Below are 15,815 nucleotides of genomic sequence, written 5' to 3' on the forward strand. Positions count from 1 at the left end.
TCGCCTGGAAAAAAGATGTGGACGCCGTCCATTTTCTTTGATATCTTTTGTGGACGGTGTACACAAGACACCGCGAAACACCTCCACATCCATCCATCCACCGATACAGGACGACACCATGGCCACCAAGCAGATCTTCGTGAACCTCCCCGTCAAGAACCTCGAGAAGACCAAGACCTTCTTCGCCGCGCTGGGCTATACCTTCAACGCGCAGTTCACCGACGCCAACGCCGCGTGCATGGTCGTCCAGAAGGACAGCATCCACGTCATGCTGCTGGTCGAGGAGTTCTTCAAGACCTTCACCACCAAGAGCCTCACCGACACGTCGAAGAGCACCGAAGTGCTGCTGTGCCTCTCGTGCGAGAGCCGCGCCGAAGTCGACGAGCTGGTGGCCAAGGCAAAGGCGGCCGGAGGCACCATCCCGGGCGAGCCGAAGGACTACGGCTTCATGTACGGCCATGGCTTCCAGGACATCGACGGCCACCTGTGGGAGCTGGTGTACATGGACCCGAACGCCGCCGTGGCGCACCAGAACCCGTGATGTAACGCCACGCCGCTGAAGAACCAGAGCGATGCCCATCGTTCCATACGCGCTCTTCACTGTTGCACGGAAGGCCTCTACCGGAAGGCGGCGGCGCCCCGACATTCCATCCACTGGCACGGCATCATCGGCCGCGCCCCACATGGAAAGGAATATCGAAATGTCCGACAACAACAAGGGCCCCGTCGTCCAGGTCAAGCCACTCGGCTTCCCGTGGCAGACGATCGACCCGTTCCTGTTCTGCGTCTACCACGACGACGCCTACCCGAAGGCCAACGGCCAGATGGGCCCCGAGGCCTCGCTGGCCGGCCGCCAGATCGGCCAGGACTTCAGCCGCAAGGACGGCTGGAGCATGTACCACGGCGACACGGTGCCGGGCTTTCCCTCGCACCCGCACCGCGGCTTCGAAACCGTGACCATCGTGCGCAAGGGCCTCGTCGATCATTCCGACTCGCTGGGCGCCACCGCGCGCTTCGGCGGCGGCGACGTGCAGTGGCTCACGGCCGGCAAGGGCATCGTGCACTCTGAAATGTTCCCGCTGCTCGACGCCGGCGCGCCGAACCCGCTGGAGCTGTTCCAGATCTGGCTCAACCTGCCAGCCAGGAGCAAGATGGCCGAGCCGCACTTCACGATGTTCTGGTCCGACGCCATTCCGCGTTTCGCCTCCGACGATGCGAAGGGCGGCCGCACCGAGGTTGCAGTCATCGCGGGCCGGCTCGGCGACGCCGCCAGCGGACAGGACCCGATCCAGCCGCTGGCGCCGCCGCCCGATTCATGGGCTGCCCAGGCCGATGCCGACGTGGCGATCTGGACGCTGAAGATGACGCCCGGCGCGCAATGGACGCTGCCCGCCGCTACGGGCGAAGGCACGCGACGCATGCTGTACTTCTTCAAGGGGGCGGTGGCGCACATTGCCGGCGAGCGCGTGGAAGGCCCGGCCGCTGTCGAGCTGCGCGCGGATGCGGCCGTCGAGATCGTCAACGGCAACGACGAGACGAGCGAGTTCCTGGTGTTGCAGGGCCGCCCGATCGCCGAGCCGGTGGCGCAGTACGGCCCCTTCGTGATGAACACGCAGGCCGAGATCAGCCAGACCATGGCCGACTATCGCCGCACGCAGTTCGGGGGCTGGCCGTGGGACGATCCGGCGCCGGTGCACGACCGCGAGGCCGCGCGCTTTGCGCGGCACCCCGGCGGCCACGAAGAAGTGCCGGGAGCCTGAGCGAAAAAAGACGTTCTTCGTCAGAACGTCTTGATCACCTCGATGCTGGGGGCCGTCATGCTGGGCACGAACTCGGTCACGTCGGCGCGCGCCACGCCGCCCTGCACGAACGGATCGCGCGCCAGCACGGCCTCCAGCCCTTCACGGTCGCCCGACCGGGCGAGGATCACGCCACCCGTGCGCGGCACCTGGCGGCCCGAAGCCACGAACAGCCCGCTTTCGTAGTGCTTCCTCAACCAGACCATGTGCGGGTCCATCAGCGCGTCGACTTCTTCGAGCGGGCGGATGTAGGTGAGGGTGACGATGAACATGGGCAGGGCTGCGGTGAATTCGGAAGCCCCGATCCTATGACCTTGGCAAGACGCCCGCCCGGGCGAGGTGTGCACACCCGTAACAGACTGCTCGCTAGTCGATCGCCACTCCGCCCTCTTTGACGAGTTTCGCGAATCGGGCTGTCTCTTCCCGGATCTGCCGCGCCATCTCTTCCTGCGTGCCGCCCAGCGGCTCGGCGCCGATGGCCTGCATGCGCTGCGCGAAATCGGGCGAGTGGATGATCTTCACCATCTCGGCGTTGAGGCGCGCGACGATCTCCTTCGGCGTGGCGGCCGGCGCAAGCACGCCGAACCAGGTGCCGATGTCGAAGCCCTTGAGCCCCGCTTCCTCCAGCGTCGGCACGTCGGGCAGCACCGACGAGCGGCGCGCCGTGGTCACGGCAAGCGCGCGCAGCTTGCCGCTCTTGATGTGCTGAAGCACCGGCGTGATGGTGTCGAAGGACATCGCCACCTGGCCGCCGAGCAGGTCGGTGGTGAGCGGGCCGCTGCCCTTGTAGGGCACGTGCAGCAGCGTGGTGCCGGTACTGGACTGGAACTGCGTGCCGATCAAGTGCTGCGCCGTGCCGTTGCCATTGGAGCCGTAGGCCAGCTTGCCGGGCTCGGCCTTGGCGAGCGCAACCAGTTCGGCCACGTTCTTCGCGGGCGTGTTCGCGGCGTTGATGACCAGCACGTTGGGCACCATGGCCACGACGGTGATCGGCGCCAGGTCTTTCTGGAAGTCGTAGGGCAGCTTCTTGTAGACGCTGGTGGCGATGGTGTGGTGCACCGCGCCCATGAGCAGCGTGTAGCCGTCGGGCTTGGCCTTGGCCACGTAGTCGGCGCCGAGCGTGGCGCCGGCGCCGGGCTTGCTCTCGACCACCACCGGCTGGCCGAGTGACTGCGAAAGCTTGTCGGCCAGCGCGCGGGCCAGCACGTCGGTGGTGCCGCCGGCGGGGAAGGGCACGACGAGGCTGATGGGCCGCGTCGGCCAGTTGGCTGGTGCCTGCTGCGCAAGCGCCAGCGCAGAGGCGCCGAGGCCGAGCGCGAGCGCCGCGGCCCGAAGCACCGTGCGCCGGTGGCGCTGGGGGAAGAAAGCTGCTGTCATGGTGTTGTCTCCGGCTCGTTGTTGTGATGCGCGCATCGAGGCGCGCGGATACCGTCGTGTCGCTCGAATCGGTCAGGCCGCAAGCCGCACGGGCTCGCCGGCAATGTGCGCGCACACCGCGCGCGTCACCTGCTCGGTGGTCGCGCTGCCGCCCAGGTCGCGCGTATGCAGCGACGGGTTGGCCGTGACGTGCTCCACCGCAGCCATCACGCGGCGCGCGGCCTCGGCCTCGCCCAGGTGCTCGAGCAGCATCACCACCGACCAGAAGGTGCCGACCGGGTTGGCCAGCCCCTTGCCCATGATGTCGAAGGCCGAACCGTGGATGGGCTCGAACATCGACGGATAGCGCCGCTCCGGGTCGATGTTGCCGGTGGGAGCAATGCCCAGGCTGCCCGCCAGCGCCGCCGCGAGGTCGCTGAGGATGTCGGCGTGCAGGTTGGTGGCGACGATGGTGTCGAGCGAGGCCGGGCGGTTGACCATGCGCGCGGTGCAGGCGTCGACCAGTTCCTTGTCCCAGCTCACGTCGGGGAACTCCTTCGAGATCTGCAGCGCGATCTCGTCCCACATCACCATCGCGTGGCGCTGCGCGTTGCTCTTGGTGACCACGGTGAGCAGCTTGCGCGGCCGCGAACGAGCGAGCTTGAAAGCGAAACGCATGATGCGTTCGACGCCCGCGCGGGTCATCATGCTCACGTCGGTGGCGGCTTCGATGGGGTGGCCCTGGTGCACGCGGCCGCCGACGCCGGCGTACTCGCCCTCGGAGTTCTCGCGCACGATCACCCAGTCGAGCTGGCCCGGCGCGCATCGCTTGAGCGGCCCGTCGATGCCCGGCAGGATGCGCGTGGGCCGCACGTTGGCGTACTGGTCGAAGCCCTGGCAGATCTTCAGGCGCAGGCCCCACAGCGTGATGTGGTCGGGAATGTGCGGATCGCCCGCGGAGCCGAAAAGAATCGCGTCTTTCTTGCGCAGCGCGTCGAGGCCGTCGGCCGGCATCATCTCGCCGTGCGCGCGGTACCAGTCGCCGCCCCAGCCGAAGTCTTCGAAGCTGAAATGCAGGGCGCCGCCGGAGGCCGCGGCCAACGCCTCCATCACCTGGCGCCCCGCCGGGATCACTTCCTTGCCGATGCCGTCGCCGGGGATGGTGGCAATGCTGTAGCTGCTCATCGATGTCCTTGTGTGCGCTGTAGTGGTGGTGGCCCACTGTAGGATCCGATGTGCCGAACGATTCATGCCAAAAGTGAATCCATCATTAACCTCAGTTCAACAATCGGATCGCTCATGGTTGCTCCGGTCCAGCCCGCCGACCTCGGCTTTTTCTCCTCGCTCGCGGCCTGCGGCAGCCTGAGCGCGGCGGCGCGCGAACTCGGCATCAGCACGCCCGCGGTGAGCAAGCGGCTCGCGCAGATGGAGACGCGCCTGGGCGTCACGCTGGTGAACCGCACCACGCGGCGCATGAGCCTCACGCCCGAGGGCGAGCTCTACGTGGCGCACGCGCGCCGCATCCTCGGCGAGATCGACGACATGGCGCAGCTGCTGGGCGGCGCGAAGGGCGAGGCGCAGGGCCTGCTGCGCGTGAACGCCACGCTGGGTTTCGGCCGCAGCCACGTGGCGCCGCTGATCTCGAAGTTCGCACGCAGGCATCCGCAGGTGGAGGTGCAGCTGCAGCTCTCGGTCAATCCACCGCCGCTGACCGACGACGCCTTCGACGTCTGCATCCGCTTCGGCGCGCCGCCCGAGGCCCGCGTGATCGCGCGGCGCATCGCGTCGAACCGGCGGCTGCTGTGCGCTTCGCCCGCCTACCTGGCGCGCGCCGGGCAGCCCAAGGTGCCCAACGACCTCACGCACCACCGCTGCATCGGCATCCGCCAGGGCGACGAGGCCTATGGCATCTGGCGGCTGAGCACCGGGCGCGGCACGGCGCAGCGCACCGAGGCCGTGAAGACGCGCGGTGCGCTCAGCACCAACGACGGCGAAATCGCGGTCAACTGGGCCCTGGACGGCCACGGCATCCTGATGCGCGCCGAGTGGGACATCGCGCGCTACCTGCGCAGCGGCCGGCTGGTGCAGGTGCTGGCTAACTACCGCACGCCCGACGCCGACATCTACGCCGTGTACCCGCAGCGCCACCAGCTGTCGGCACGCGTGCGAACTTTCGTCGACTTCATGGCCGCCGCGCTCGGAAAAGACGACATGCCGCCGAGGGCTTGAGCTTCGATCCGACAAGCGCGGACGGGTGTTTCTGCTACGGTGTTTTGAATCAATCGACACCCGACGAAAGGCCCGCCCATGCCGTCGCGCACGCTGCAGATCCTGCCGCCCGGCTTCATACCGCCGTACCTGCTGAGCCGCCTTGCCGAGCACGCCAGCGCGTCCATCAGCGCGCGTGCAGTGAACACGCTGACGATCGATCGCGAGCACCGCGCGCTGCGCGGCTTCGTGCCGCCAAAGCTTGCCTCGGGCACAGCGAGCACGACAGCCGCGCGGCCACGCCCGGCGCGGCCGAATTCACCGGAACGCGCCATCCACGACGCAGGCCACACAACCACGCTGCCGGGAAAGCTGGTGCGCACCGAGGGCAAGCCCGCCACCGGCGACGTCGCGGCCGACGAGGCCTACGACTACCTGGGCGCAACCTGGCGGCTGTACCACGACGTGTACGAGCGCGACTCCATCGACGGCGCGAGCATGCCGCTGACCGGCAGCGTGCACTACGGCAAGGACTACGACAACGCCTTCTGGAACGGCGAGCAGATGGTGTTCGGCGATGGCGACGGCGAGGTCATGAACCGCTTCACCATCGCGGTGGACATCATCGGCCACGAGCTCACGCACGGCGTGATCGACCACGAGGCCGGGCTCATCTACCAGGGGCAGCCCGGCGCGCTCAACGAATCGATCTGCGACGTGTTCGGCGTGCTCGTCAAGCAGCACTCGCTGCGGCAGACGGCGCAGCAGGCCGACTGGCTGATCGGTGCGGGCCTCTTCATGCCGAGCGTGAAGGCCAAGGCCCTGCGTTCGATGGCCGAGCCCGGCACCGCCTACGACGACCCGGTGATCGGCAAGGACCCGCAGCCGGCGCACATGAAGGACTTCGTCACCACCTCGCAGGACAACGGGGGCGTGCACATCAACTCGGGCATTCCGAACCGCGCCTTCTATCTGGCGGCCATGGCCATCGGCGGGCAGGCGTGGGAAACCGCAGGCCGTGTCTGGTACGACGCGGTATGCGACAAGCGCCTGCGCCAGGATGCCGATTTCGAGGCCTTCGCAACGCTCAGCACCGACGTCGCCTCGCAGCGCTTCGGCGCTGGCAGCGTGGTGCACAAGGCGGTGGCCGACGCGTGGCTGGCCGTGGGAGTGATCTCACCATGATCCGCCTGCCGCCACTGGACAAAGCGACCATCGTGCGCGTGACGCGCGAGGGCGGGCTGGCCTACATGCCCGGCCTGTCGCAGCCGCGCAGCTTCCAGCTCGGCGACTGCACTGCCGAACTGCGCCAGCAGATAGGCGACGCGCTGCAAAGCGCGGTGCCGCATGCGGGGCAGGCCGGTGCCACGTTGTCCAGCGGCGACCAGCGCTACTACCGTGTCGAGGTGCTCGTTGAAAGCGCCGGAGAAGACCAGAAGATTTCCGTGAGCTTCGAGGTGCCGGAAGCCGAGGCGCCCGAGGCGCTGGTGCACCTGTGGAAGGACGCGGGCAAGCGCTAGTTGCCCGAGACCACCGTGGCGACCAGCCACACGTTGGCCGCGCTGATCACGCCGAACAAGAGCCAGGCCAACGACTTCACCACCGGGCCGTTGGCAAAGCCGCCCATCATCGCGCGGCTGCTCGTGAAGCGGATCAGCGGCCACATCGCAAAGGGCAGCTGGAAGCTCAGCACCACCTGGCTGAGCACCAGCATCTTGCCCACGCCACCATCGCCGAACCACCAGACGCCAAGCCAGGCCGGGCCCAACGCCAGCCCGCGCGTGATCAGCCGGCGCTGCCAGCACGGGATCTTCAGGTCGAGAAAACCTTCCATGATGATCTGGCCCGCGATGGTGCCGGTGAAGGTCGAGCTCTGCCCCGACGCCAGCAGCGCAATGCCGAACAACGTGGCCGCGAAAGCGCTGCCGACGATGGGTTCGAGCAGCCGGTAGGCGTCGTCGATCTCGGTCACTTCGCGATGGCCCGTGGCATGGAAGGCGCTGGCCGCGAGCACCATGATGGCCGCGTTGACCAGCAGCGCGAGCGACAGCGACACCACCGCGTCGAGCGTGCAGAAGCGCACCGCCTCGCGGCGCGCCGAATCGGTGTCGGCAATCAGCCGGGTCTGCACGATGGACGAATGCAGGTACAGGTTGTGCGGCATCACCGTCGCGCCGACGACGCCGATGGCCAGGTACAGCGCGCCCGGCTGGTGCAGCCGCTCCAGGCTCGGGCCGAAGCCCATCGCCACGCCGAGCCAGTTGGGCGGCGACATCGCCAGCTCGACGACGAAGCAGCCCGCGATGGTGCCGACCAGCCCGAGCACGATGGCCTCGACACGGCGGAAGCCCGCGCCCTGCAGGCCCAGCACCAGCAGCGTGTCGAAGGCCGTGATGGCGATGCCCACCGGAATCGACACGCCGAACAGCAGGTGCAGCGCGAGCGCACTGCCCAGCACCTCGGCGAGGTCGCAGGCCACGATGGCCAGCTCGGCGCCGAGCCACAGCAGGCGATTGACACGCGGCGAGTAGTGCTCGCGGCAGGCACGCGCCAGGTCCTTCTGCGCCACGAGCCCCAGCCGCACGCACAGCGTCTGCAGCAGCATCGCCGCGAGGCTCGCGAGCAGCACCACGAACAGCAGGCCGTAGCCGAAGCGAGAGCCGGCCTCGATGTCGGTCGCCCAGTTGCCCGGGTCCATGTAGCCGACCGACACCAGCAGGCCGGGGCCCGCGTAGCGCATCAGCTTCTTGAAGAAAGGCAGGTCTTGCGGGACGGCCACGCTGCCTTTCACTTCGGAAGGGCAAAAGGGCGCAGTGGCCGTGCGGGGCAGCGGGAAGAACATGCGGGCGATGATAGGGACAAGGCCGTGGTGTTGTCGCGGACCGGACCAGCGCGACGGCGCCGAATCTCTTAGATTCGACCGTCCTACTACCTTAGCTACTGGAGACTCTTTCAATGATTCACGTCGTCGCCGTCATCACCGCCAAGCCAGGCCAGCGCGCCAAGTTGCTCGAAGCCTTTGCCGCCAACCGCGCGGCCGTGCTGGCCGAAGAGGGCTGCATCGAATACGGCGCCACGGTCGATGCGCAGGGCATCCCGACTTCGAAGGCCAGCTTCGGCCCAGACACTTTCGTGGTCGTCGAGAAATGGCAAACGCTGGCACATCTGCAGGCGCATGCGGTTGCACCGCACATGAAGGCCCACAGCGAGAAGACGAAAGAGTTCACCGAGAGCAAGCTGATCCACGTGCTCGAACCGGTCTGAAGCCGGCCTGAGTTTCCCGCCTTCGCGCGCCGCGCGATGCGTGCTACCGTCGCGCCGGGGAGCAGGCATCGCGGATGCACCATGTATGCATCGCACGGCCGCATGGAGAGAGGGACTGCAGGCATGGCGATCTTTCGTTCGCGAGGTTTCCGCTTGCGCGCCTGGCTCGCGCCCGGCACACTACTGGCCGCCCTGGTTCTGACGACCGGCTGCGCGCCGTTGCTGGCGCCGCCCTACGCGGCCGACTACGAGACGCTCGACCGCCTCGAGGCCACGCGCCCCGGCCCCGTGGCGCTCGTGAAAGCGCAACCGACCGAGCCGGAAGAAAAGGTCAACACCGTGCGCCTTCGCAGCGCCAGGCTGCTGTCGCCCAGCGGCAGCTTCGCGCAGTACCTGCAGGACGCGCTGATGCGCGACCTCAGCGAAATCTCCGTCTACGACCCGAAGGCGCCCACGCGCATCGCGGCACGCATCCTGGTCAACGAGATCGACCTCGGCGTGATCAACGGCACCGGCCGCATGGACGTCGAAGTCACCGTCACGCGCGAGGGCGCGCAACGCCTGCGCAAGACCTACCGCGCAGAGACCGCCTTCGATTCGAGCTACGCGAGCATCGTCGCCGTGCCGGCCGGACAGGCCGCGTACCCGCGCCTCGTGCGCGCCTTGCTGCGGCAGGTGTATGCCGATCCGCAGTTCGTGGCCGCCATCGGCCGCTGACGTCACAGGCCTGGAGGCGCTTCGATGATGATGTTCTTCTTACTTCCGATGACCGCGATTCGACGTGTCGCGGGCGCGGCACTCGTGGCCCTGGTGTCATCCATGCTCGCTGGCTGCGTGCATCCGATCACGATGATCACCGAGACCGCGCCGCAGCGTTCGCAGGCGCACCTGATTCAAAAGAAGGTCGCCTACGTGATGACCGATGCCGATCGCGACCTGGAAGTCATCACCCCCGGCGGCAGCGGCGACCGCGTGAGCTACTACCCGTACCGCGACCTGGAGAAGTCGATCCGCGATGCGCTGCGCGCGGTGTACCGCGACGTGGTGGTGCTGCGCACCGCCGGTGACGCGAAGGCGAACGAGGCGGCCGGCGTGTCGCTGGTGTTCGCGCCGCGCATCAAGACCGACTCCAGTTCATCGTCCTTCATCAGCTGGCCGCCGACCTCGTTCACGGCCGAGGTGTCGTGCGTGGTGACCGACGCTGCCGGCGCCGAGGTCACGCACGTGCGTGCGACGGGCAACGGCACTGCGGAGTTCGGCGAGTTCAAGGGCGACTTCGGATTGGCGGCTCGAAGGGCTGCAACGCGATTGACCTCGCAGCTGAGCAGCGAAATTCGCAGGAACGAGAAGCTGCGATAACGGTGGGCAAGAGCCCAATAAAAAACGCGCCCGAAGGCGCGTTTTTTGCTGAAGCCGCGAAGCCTTACTTCGAAACGACCTTCACCATCTCCAGGCACTTGTTCGAGTAGCCCCATTCGTTGTCGTACCAGCTCACGAGCTTCACGAAGGTGCCGTCGAGCGCGATGCCGGCTTCGGCGTCGAAGATCGAGGTGCGCGGGTCGCCGCGGAAGTCGGTGGCCACCACCTTGTCTTCGGTGTAGCCCAGCACGCCCTTGAGCGCGCCTTCGCTCTGTGCCTTCATCTCGGCGCAGATTTCCTTGTACGTGGCTTCCTTCACCAGCTCGACCGTGAGGTCGACCACCGACACGTCGGAGGTCGGCACGCGGAAGCTCATGCCCGTGAGCTTCTTGTTGAGCTCGGGGATCACCACGCCCACGGCCTTGGCTGCGCCGGTGCTCGAAGGAATGATGTTTTCCAGGATGCCGCGGCCGCCGCGCCAGTCCTTGTTGCTCGGGCCGTCCACGGTCTTCTGCGTGGCGGTGGCTGCGTGCACGGTGGTCATCAGGCCGCGCTTGATGCCCCACTTGTCGTTCAGCACCTTGGCCAGCGGGGCCAGGCAGTTGGTGGTGCAGCTGGCGTTGCTGACGATGGCTTCGCCGGCGTACTTCTTGTCGTTCACGCCGTAGACGAACATGGGGGTGTCGTCCTTCGACGGTGCCGACAGAATGACCTTCTTCGCGCCCGCATCGATGTGCTTCTGCGCCGTTTCCTTGGTGAGGAAGAGGCCAGTCGATTCGAGCACGACGTCGGCGCCGACTTCGTTCCACTTCAGTTGCGCAGGGTCGCGCTCCTGCGTCAGGCGGATCTTCTTGCCGTTCACGATCAGCGTGTTGCCTTCAACCGTGACTTCGCCCTTGAAGCGGCCATGCACCGAGTCGTACTGGAGCATGTAGGCGAGGTAGTCGGGCTCGAGCAAGTCGTTGATGGCAACGATCTCGATGTCGTTCTTGAAGTTCTGCACTGCTGCGCGCAGCACGTTGCGACCGATGCGGCCGAAGCCGTTGATACCGAGTTTGATAGCCATCTGACTTGCTCCTAAGGTTGAAAAACTTGTTTGTCGTGAACCGGCGCGATCAGTCGCGCAATGCGGCTTCCACCGTAGCGGCCACGTTCTCCGCCGTGAATCCGAAGTGCTTGAACAGCTCCGGCGCGGGCGCCGATTCACCGTACGTGTCGATGCCGACGACAGCGGCGCAGCCGTACTTCCACCAGCCGCCGGTGCAGCCCATTTCGACGGCGATGCGCGGCAACTTCTTCGGCAGCACGGCCTTCTTGTAGGCGAGGTCCTGGCGGTCGAAGGTGGTGGTCGAGGGCATCGACACCACGCGCACGGCGATCTTCTTGTCGGCCAGCAGCTTCTGCGCGGCAATCGCGAGCTGCACTTCCGAACCGGTGGCGATGATCACGGCCACGGTCTTCTTGTTCTTCAGGCCGACGGCTTCCGGCTCGGACAGCACGTAGGCGCCACGGCTGATGTCGCCCAGCTCCGACTTCGCCGCGTAGGCGATGTTCTGGCGGCTCAGCAGCAGCGCCGTGGGGCGCGACTGGTTCTGCAGCGCCACGGCCCAGGCCACGGCCGTTTCCGCCGTGTCGCCCGGACGCCAGACGTCGAGGTTCGGAATGAGGCGCAGCGAGGCGGCGTGCTCGATCGACTGGTGCGTCGGGCCGTCTTCGCCCAGGCCGATGGAGTCGTGCGTGAACACGTGCACCACGCGGCGCTTCATCAGCGCGGCCATGCGGATGGCGTTGCGGCTGTAGTCGCTGAAGGTGAGGAAGGTGCCGCCGTAGGGGATGTAGCCGCCGTGCAGCGACACGCCGTTCATGATGGCGGCCATGCCGAATTCGCGCACGCCGTAGTTGATGTGGCGGCCGATCTGGCCTTCGGGGTGCTGTTCGGTGGGCTCGGTGCGGACCACGGCGCCGGTCTTCGAATCGAAGCGCAGAGCGGCGGTGCTCTTGGTGTTGGTGAGGTTCGAGCCGGTCAGGTCGGCGCTGCCGCCGAGCATTTCGGGCAGCGCGGCCGTGAAGGCTTCGAGCGCGAGCTGGCTGGCCTTGCGGCTGGCCACGGTCTCTGCCTTGGTGTGGGCGGCGACCACGGTGTCGAAGGCGACCTGGTGGAAGTCCTTGGGCAGCTCGCCCTTCATGCGGCGGGTGAACTCGGCGGCCAATTCGGGGAACGCGGCGGCGTAGGCGGCGAACTTGTCATTCCACGCAGCTTCGGTCTTGGCGCCGGCTTCCTTGTGGTCCCAGTCGGCGTACACCTCGGCCGGGATCTCGAAGGCCGGGTAGTGCCAGTCGATGGCGTCGCGCGTGAGCTTGATTTCTTCGGCGCCGAGCGCCTCGCCGTGCGCCTTGGCGGTGCCGGCGCGGTTCGGGCTGCCCTTGCCGATGACGGTCTTGCAGTTGATCAGCGTGGGCTTGTCGGTCGACTGCTTGGCCTTGGCGATGGCCTTGGACACTTCGGCGGCGTCGTTGCCGTCGATCGGGCCGATCACGTGCCAGCCATAGGCGTGGAAGCGTTCGGCGACATTGTCGATGTACCAGGGCTTGACCTGGCCGTCGATGCTGATGCCGTTGTCGTCGTACAGCGCGATCAGCTTGTTCAGGTGCCAGGCGCCGGCGAGCGCGCAGGCTTCATGGCTGATGCCTTCCATCATGCAGCCGTCGCCCAGGAAGGCGTAGGTGTGATGGTCGACCACGTCGTGGTCCTTGCGATTGAACTCGGCGGCGAGCAGCTTCTCGGCCAGCGCGAAGCCCACGGCGTTGGTGATGCCCTGGCCCAGCGGGCCGGTGGTGGTTTCCACGCCCGGGGTCACATCGACTTCGGGGTGGCCGGCGGTCTTGCTGTGCAGCTGGCGGAAGTTCTTGAGCTCGCCGATGGGCAGGTCGTAGCCGGTGAGATGCAGCACCGAGTACAGCAGCATCGAGGCGTGGCCGTTCGAGAGCACGAAGCGGTCGCGGTCGAACCAGTGCGGGTTGGCGGGGTTGTAGCGCAGGTGTTCGCCCCAGAGTGCGACGGCCATGTCGGCCATGCCCATCGGTGCGCCCGGATGTCCGGAATTTGCTTGTTGGACGGCATCCATAGCCAGAGCGCGGATTGCGTTGGCCATCAGGGCGTGGTTTGCCATGTGCGGTGGACTTTCGGAGGGAAAAGGGAGGATTGGGGTCGGGAGAACCCGTGATTTTACCGGGCGAGCCCCAACCGCCCCCGATACAGCCTGAACACCCTTCCGATGTTCTTGTGCGGCGGGCGGACTGCTAGAGTTGCCACCCATGCATGGGCTGCACCTCACCGCCGACCTTCACGACTGCCAATGCGGTCCCCAATGGCTCATCGACGGCCCCGCCTTGGGGGCGGTCTGCATCAAGGCGGTATCGGCCGCGGGGCTGCAGGCGGTGGGCAAGATAGTTCACTCCTTTCCCGCCACGCCGCAGGGGCCGGGCGGGGTCACGGCCACAGTGCTGCTGGCCGAATCGCACCTGTGCATCCATACCTGGCCCGAGCAGCGCGGCGTGACGCTCGACGTGTACGTCTGCAACTTCGGCGGCGACCATTCGGCCAAGGCACATGCGCTGATGGAGTGCCTGATTTCGGTGTTCCAGCCCCGTCATAGCGAGCGCAACGAACTGCGGCGCGGGCAGATCGCAGCGTGAGCGCCGTGCGAGCCATGATCCTGGCCGCCGGGCGCGGCGAGCGGATGCGGCCGCTGACCGACGCCACGCCCAAGCCCCTGCTCGAAGTGCGCGGCAAGCCCCTGATGCAGTGGCCGATGGAGGCGCTGGCCACCGGCGGCTTCACCGAGCTGGTGGTCAACACCGACTGGCTCGGCGCGCAGATTTCTGACCGATTCGGCCTGACTCCCTTGCTGGATGGGCGTGTTGCGCTATCAATTTCATACTCCGACGAGGGCCGCGACTTCGGCGGCGCACTCGAAACGGCCGGCGGCATCATCCGTGCGCTGCCTCTGCTCGGCGACGTGTTCTGGGTCGCGGCCGGCGACGTGTTCGCGCCGGATTTCGCCTTCTCGCAGGCCTCGGTCGACCGTTTCATCGCCAGCGGCAAGCTCGCGCACCTGTGGCTGGTGCCGAACCCGGTGCACAACCTGAAGGGCGATTTCGGCCTCTCGGCGGACGGCCTCGCGCTCAACACGGCCGACCAGAAGTTCACCTTCTCGACCATCGGCCTCTACCGCGCCGCACTCTTCGCACCGCCGTACTGCGACATCCCCCCCGGCAACCCGGCCGGCCGCAAAGCCCCATTGGCGCCGATCCTGCGCGCCGCGATGGACAATGAACTCGTGAGCGCCGAGCTCTACACCGGCCCCTGGACCGATGTGGGCACCCCCGAACGACTCGCCCAACTGAACACCACGCCAAGATGACTTCAGCAGCAGCCTCCACGACGACGATCTACGCAGAGCGCCGCGCGCGCCTCGCCTCGCAACTGGGCAAGGACGGCATCGCGATCATCCCGACCGCGCCCGAGCGTCCGCGCAACCGCGACACCGACTTCCTGTATCGCCACGACAGCTACTTCTATTACCTGACCGGCTTCACCGAGCCCAACGCCTGGCTGGTGCTGGCGGGCGACGGCCGCGCCACGCTGTTCTGCGCGCCGAAGGACCTGGAGCGCGAGATCTGGGACGGCTACCGCCTCGGCCCCGACGCGGCGCCCGCGGCACTCGGCGTCGACGAGGCCTTCTCGGTTAGCGACCTCGACGCGAAGCTGCCCAAGCTGCTCGAGAACCGCTCGACCGTGTGGTTCCCGTTCGCAATCCACAAGGGCCTGGAGACCCGCATCGACGGCTGGCTTCAGTCGGTGCGCGCCCGCGTGCGCTACGGCGCGCTGTGCCCCGAGGAACAGCGCGACCTGTGCGGCCCGCTCGACGAAATGCGCCTGATCAAGGACGCGCACGAGCAGGACATCATGCGCCGCGCCGCGCAGATCAGCGCCCGCGCGCACGTCCGCGCGATGCAGCTGTCGGCCCGCATGCTGCGCGAGGGCAAGGATGCGCGCGAGTACCACCTCGACGCCGAGCTGCTGCATGAATTTCGCCTCGGAGGCTCGCAGTACCCGGCCTACTACTCCATCGTCGCGGCCGGCGCCAATGCCTGCGTGCTGCACTACCGCGCCGACGCGGCGCCGGTGCGCAAGGGCGAGCTGGTGCTGATCGACGCGGGCTGCGAACTCGACGGCTACGCCAGCGACATCACGCGCACCTTTCCGGGCGACGGCAAGTTCAGCGGCCCGCAGCGCGCGCTGTACGACCTGGTGCTGGCCAGCCAGGACGCCGCGGCCGCCGCCACCAAGGCCGGCAACCGCTTCACCGACCCGCATGACGCCGCGGTGAAGGTGCTGGCGCAGGGCATGCTCGACTTCGGCCTGCTCGATGCCAACAAGGTCGGCGGCGTGCAGGACGTGATCGACTCGCGCGCCTACTTCCAGTTCTACATGCACCGCACCGGCCACTGGCTCGGCATGGACGTGCACGACTGCGGCAGCTACGTCGAGCCCACCCAGGTCGGCGAGGTAAGCGAGCGGAAAGATCCGCTGTCGAACGAGGTCATCAAGAACCGGCCCAGCCGCATCCTGCATCCCGGCATGGTGCTGACGCTGGAACCCGGCATCTACGTGCGGCCCGCCGACGGCGTGCCGGAGCAGTTCCACAACATCGGCATCCGCATCGAGGACGACGCGATCGTCACGGCCACCGGCTGCGAGCTCATTTCGCGCGGCGTGCCCGTGAAGGCGGACGAGATCGAGGCGCTGATGCGGGCCTGACGCCC

General features: G+C 67.3%; 17 protein-coding genes. 11 read left to right on the forward strand and 6 right to left on the reverse strand.

The genetic code is table 11. The annotated features are described in order from the left end of the window. Nucleotides 1-118: 118 nt before the first annotated feature. Both BMW87_RS11505 and BMW87_RS11510 read left to right on the forward strand, forming a co-directional pair. Nucleotides 119-541, forward strand: coding sequence for a VOC family protein (locus tag BMW87_RS11505; RefSeq protein WP_093055090.1), 423 nt, complete (start codon nucleotides 119-121; stop codon nucleotides 539-541). Between the two features lie 160 nt (nucleotides 542-701). Beyond that, a complete protein-coding gene (locus BMW87_RS11510; protein ID WP_218132224.1) occupies nucleotides 702-1,760 on the forward strand; it encodes a pirin family protein in 1,059 nt (352 codons plus the stop codon). Nucleotides 1,761-1,780: 20 nt separating this feature from the next. Here BMW87_RS11510 and BMW87_RS11515 read toward each other — a convergent pair whose 3' ends face one another. The 3 genes from BMW87_RS11515 to BMW87_RS11525 all read right to left on the reverse strand — a co-directional run bounded on the left by BMW87_RS11515 (nucleotide 1,781) and on the right by BMW87_RS11525 (nucleotide 4,340). Continuing rightward, a complete protein-coding gene (locus BMW87_RS11515) occupies nucleotides 1,781-2,071 on the reverse strand; it encodes a YciI family protein (RefSeq protein WP_093055086.1) in 291 nt (96 codons plus the stop codon). A 94-nt stretch (nucleotides 2,072-2,165) separates the two neighbouring features. Further along, nucleotides 2,166-3,176, reverse strand: coding sequence for a tripartite tricarboxylate transporter substrate binding protein (locus tag BMW87_RS11520; RefSeq protein WP_093076380.1), 1,011 nt, complete (start codon nucleotides 3,174-3,176; stop codon nucleotides 2,166-2,168). A 72-nt stretch (nucleotides 3,177-3,248) separates the two neighbouring features. Further along, entirely contained in the window at nucleotides 3,249-4,340 is a 1,092-nt protein-coding gene (locus BMW87_RS11525; RefSeq protein ID WP_093055082.1) for a tartrate dehydrogenase, read from the reverse strand. A 114-nt stretch (nucleotides 4,341-4,454) separates the two neighbouring features. Between BMW87_RS11525 and BMW87_RS11530 the strand changes: the two genes are divergently transcribed. The 3 genes from BMW87_RS11530 (at nucleotide 4,455) to BMW87_RS11540 (ending at nucleotide 6,883) form a co-directional block, all read left to right on the forward strand. Then, nucleotides 4,455-5,384 (forward strand): LysR family transcriptional regulator, encoded by a 930-nt coding sequence (locus BMW87_RS11530; protein ID WP_093055080.1) that lies wholly within the window; start codon nucleotides 4,455-4,457, stop codon nucleotides 5,382-5,384. 78 nt (nucleotides 5,385-5,462) lie between these two features. Next, nucleotides 5,463-6,548: a M4 family metallopeptidase gene (locus BMW87_RS11535; RefSeq protein WP_093076382.1), complete on the forward strand. Its 1,086-nt coding sequence runs from the start codon at nucleotides 5,463-5,465 to the stop codon at nucleotides 6,546-6,548. Further along, entirely contained in the window at nucleotides 6,545-6,883 is a 339-nt protein-coding gene (locus BMW87_RS11540) for a protealysin inhibitor emfourin (protein WP_093055076.1), read from the forward strand. Before BMW87_RS11535 ends, BMW87_RS11540 begins: the two co-directional genes overlap by 4 nt. On the opposite strand, the gene BMW87_RS11545 is transcribed toward BMW87_RS11540, so the two are convergent. Further along, nucleotides 6,880-8,205 (reverse strand): Nramp family divalent metal transporter, encoded by a 1,326-nt coding sequence (locus BMW87_RS11545; protein ID WP_093076384.1) that lies wholly within the window; start codon nucleotides 8,203-8,205, stop codon nucleotides 6,880-6,882. The genes BMW87_RS11540 and BMW87_RS11545 overlap by 4 nt on opposite strands. Before the next feature lie 113 nt (nucleotides 8,206-8,318). Between BMW87_RS11545 and BMW87_RS11550 the strand changes: the two genes are divergently transcribed. From BMW87_RS11550 to BMW87_RS11560, 3 genes are all read left to right on the forward strand, one after another. Then, nucleotides 8,319-8,627: a putative quinol monooxygenase gene (locus tag BMW87_RS11550; protein WP_093055072.1), complete on the forward strand. Its 309-nt coding sequence runs from the start codon at nucleotides 8,319-8,321 to the stop codon at nucleotides 8,625-8,627. A 123-nt stretch (nucleotides 8,628-8,750) separates the two neighbouring features. After that, a complete protein-coding gene (locus tag BMW87_RS11555; protein ID WP_093076386.1) occupies nucleotides 8,751-9,344 on the forward strand; it encodes a YajG family lipoprotein in 594 nt (197 codons plus the stop codon). Between the two features lie 48 nt (nucleotides 9,345-9,392). Next, nucleotides 9,393-9,986 (forward strand): hypothetical protein, encoded by a 594-nt coding sequence (locus BMW87_RS11560; protein WP_256216732.1) that lies wholly within the window; start codon nucleotides 9,393-9,395, stop codon nucleotides 9,984-9,986. Between the two features lie 64 nt (nucleotides 9,987-10,050). Here BMW87_RS11560 and gap read toward each other — a convergent pair whose 3' ends face one another. After that, nucleotides 10,051-11,052, reverse strand: a complete 1,002-nt coding sequence (gene gap / locus BMW87_RS11565; RefSeq protein ID WP_093076388.1) for a type I glyceraldehyde-3-phosphate dehydrogenase — start codon at nucleotides 11,050-11,052, stop codon at nucleotides 10,051-10,053. Between the two features lie 49 nt (nucleotides 11,053-11,101). Continuing rightward, nucleotides 11,102-13,156, reverse strand: coding sequence for a transketolase (tkt, locus tag BMW87_RS11570; protein ID WP_093076389.1), 2,055 nt, complete (start codon nucleotides 13,154-13,156; stop codon nucleotides 11,102-11,104). Nucleotides 13,157-13,301: 145 nt separating this feature from the next. Between tkt and speD the strand changes: the two genes are divergently transcribed. Genes speD through BMW87_RS11585 form a run of 3 tightly spaced genes read left to right on the forward strand, consistent with a single transcriptional unit; the run spans nucleotide 13,302 to nucleotide 15,810 of the window. Continuing rightward, nucleotides 13,302-13,682, forward strand: coding sequence for an adenosylmethionine decarboxylase (gene speD, locus BMW87_RS11575; RefSeq protein ID WP_093076391.1), 381 nt, complete (start codon nucleotides 13,302-13,304; stop codon nucleotides 13,680-13,682). A 14-nt stretch (nucleotides 13,683-13,696) separates the two neighbouring features. Next, a complete protein-coding gene (locus BMW87_RS11580; RefSeq protein ID WP_093076651.1) occupies nucleotides 13,697-14,410 on the forward strand; it encodes a nucleotidyltransferase family protein in 714 nt (237 codons plus the stop codon). Next, entirely contained in the window at nucleotides 14,407-15,810 is a 1,404-nt protein-coding gene (locus BMW87_RS11585) for an aminopeptidase P N-terminal domain-containing protein (RefSeq protein WP_093076392.1), read from the forward strand. The genes BMW87_RS11580 and BMW87_RS11585 overlap by 4 nt, the downstream gene beginning before the upstream one ends. Nucleotides 15,811-15,815: the final 5 nt, after the last annotated feature.

Origin of the sequence: Variovorax sp. OV084, from assembly GCF_900111625.1 — a bacterium.
Classification (GTDB): domain Bacteria; phylum Pseudomonadota; class Gammaproteobacteria; order Burkholderiales; family Burkholderiaceae_C; genus Variovorax.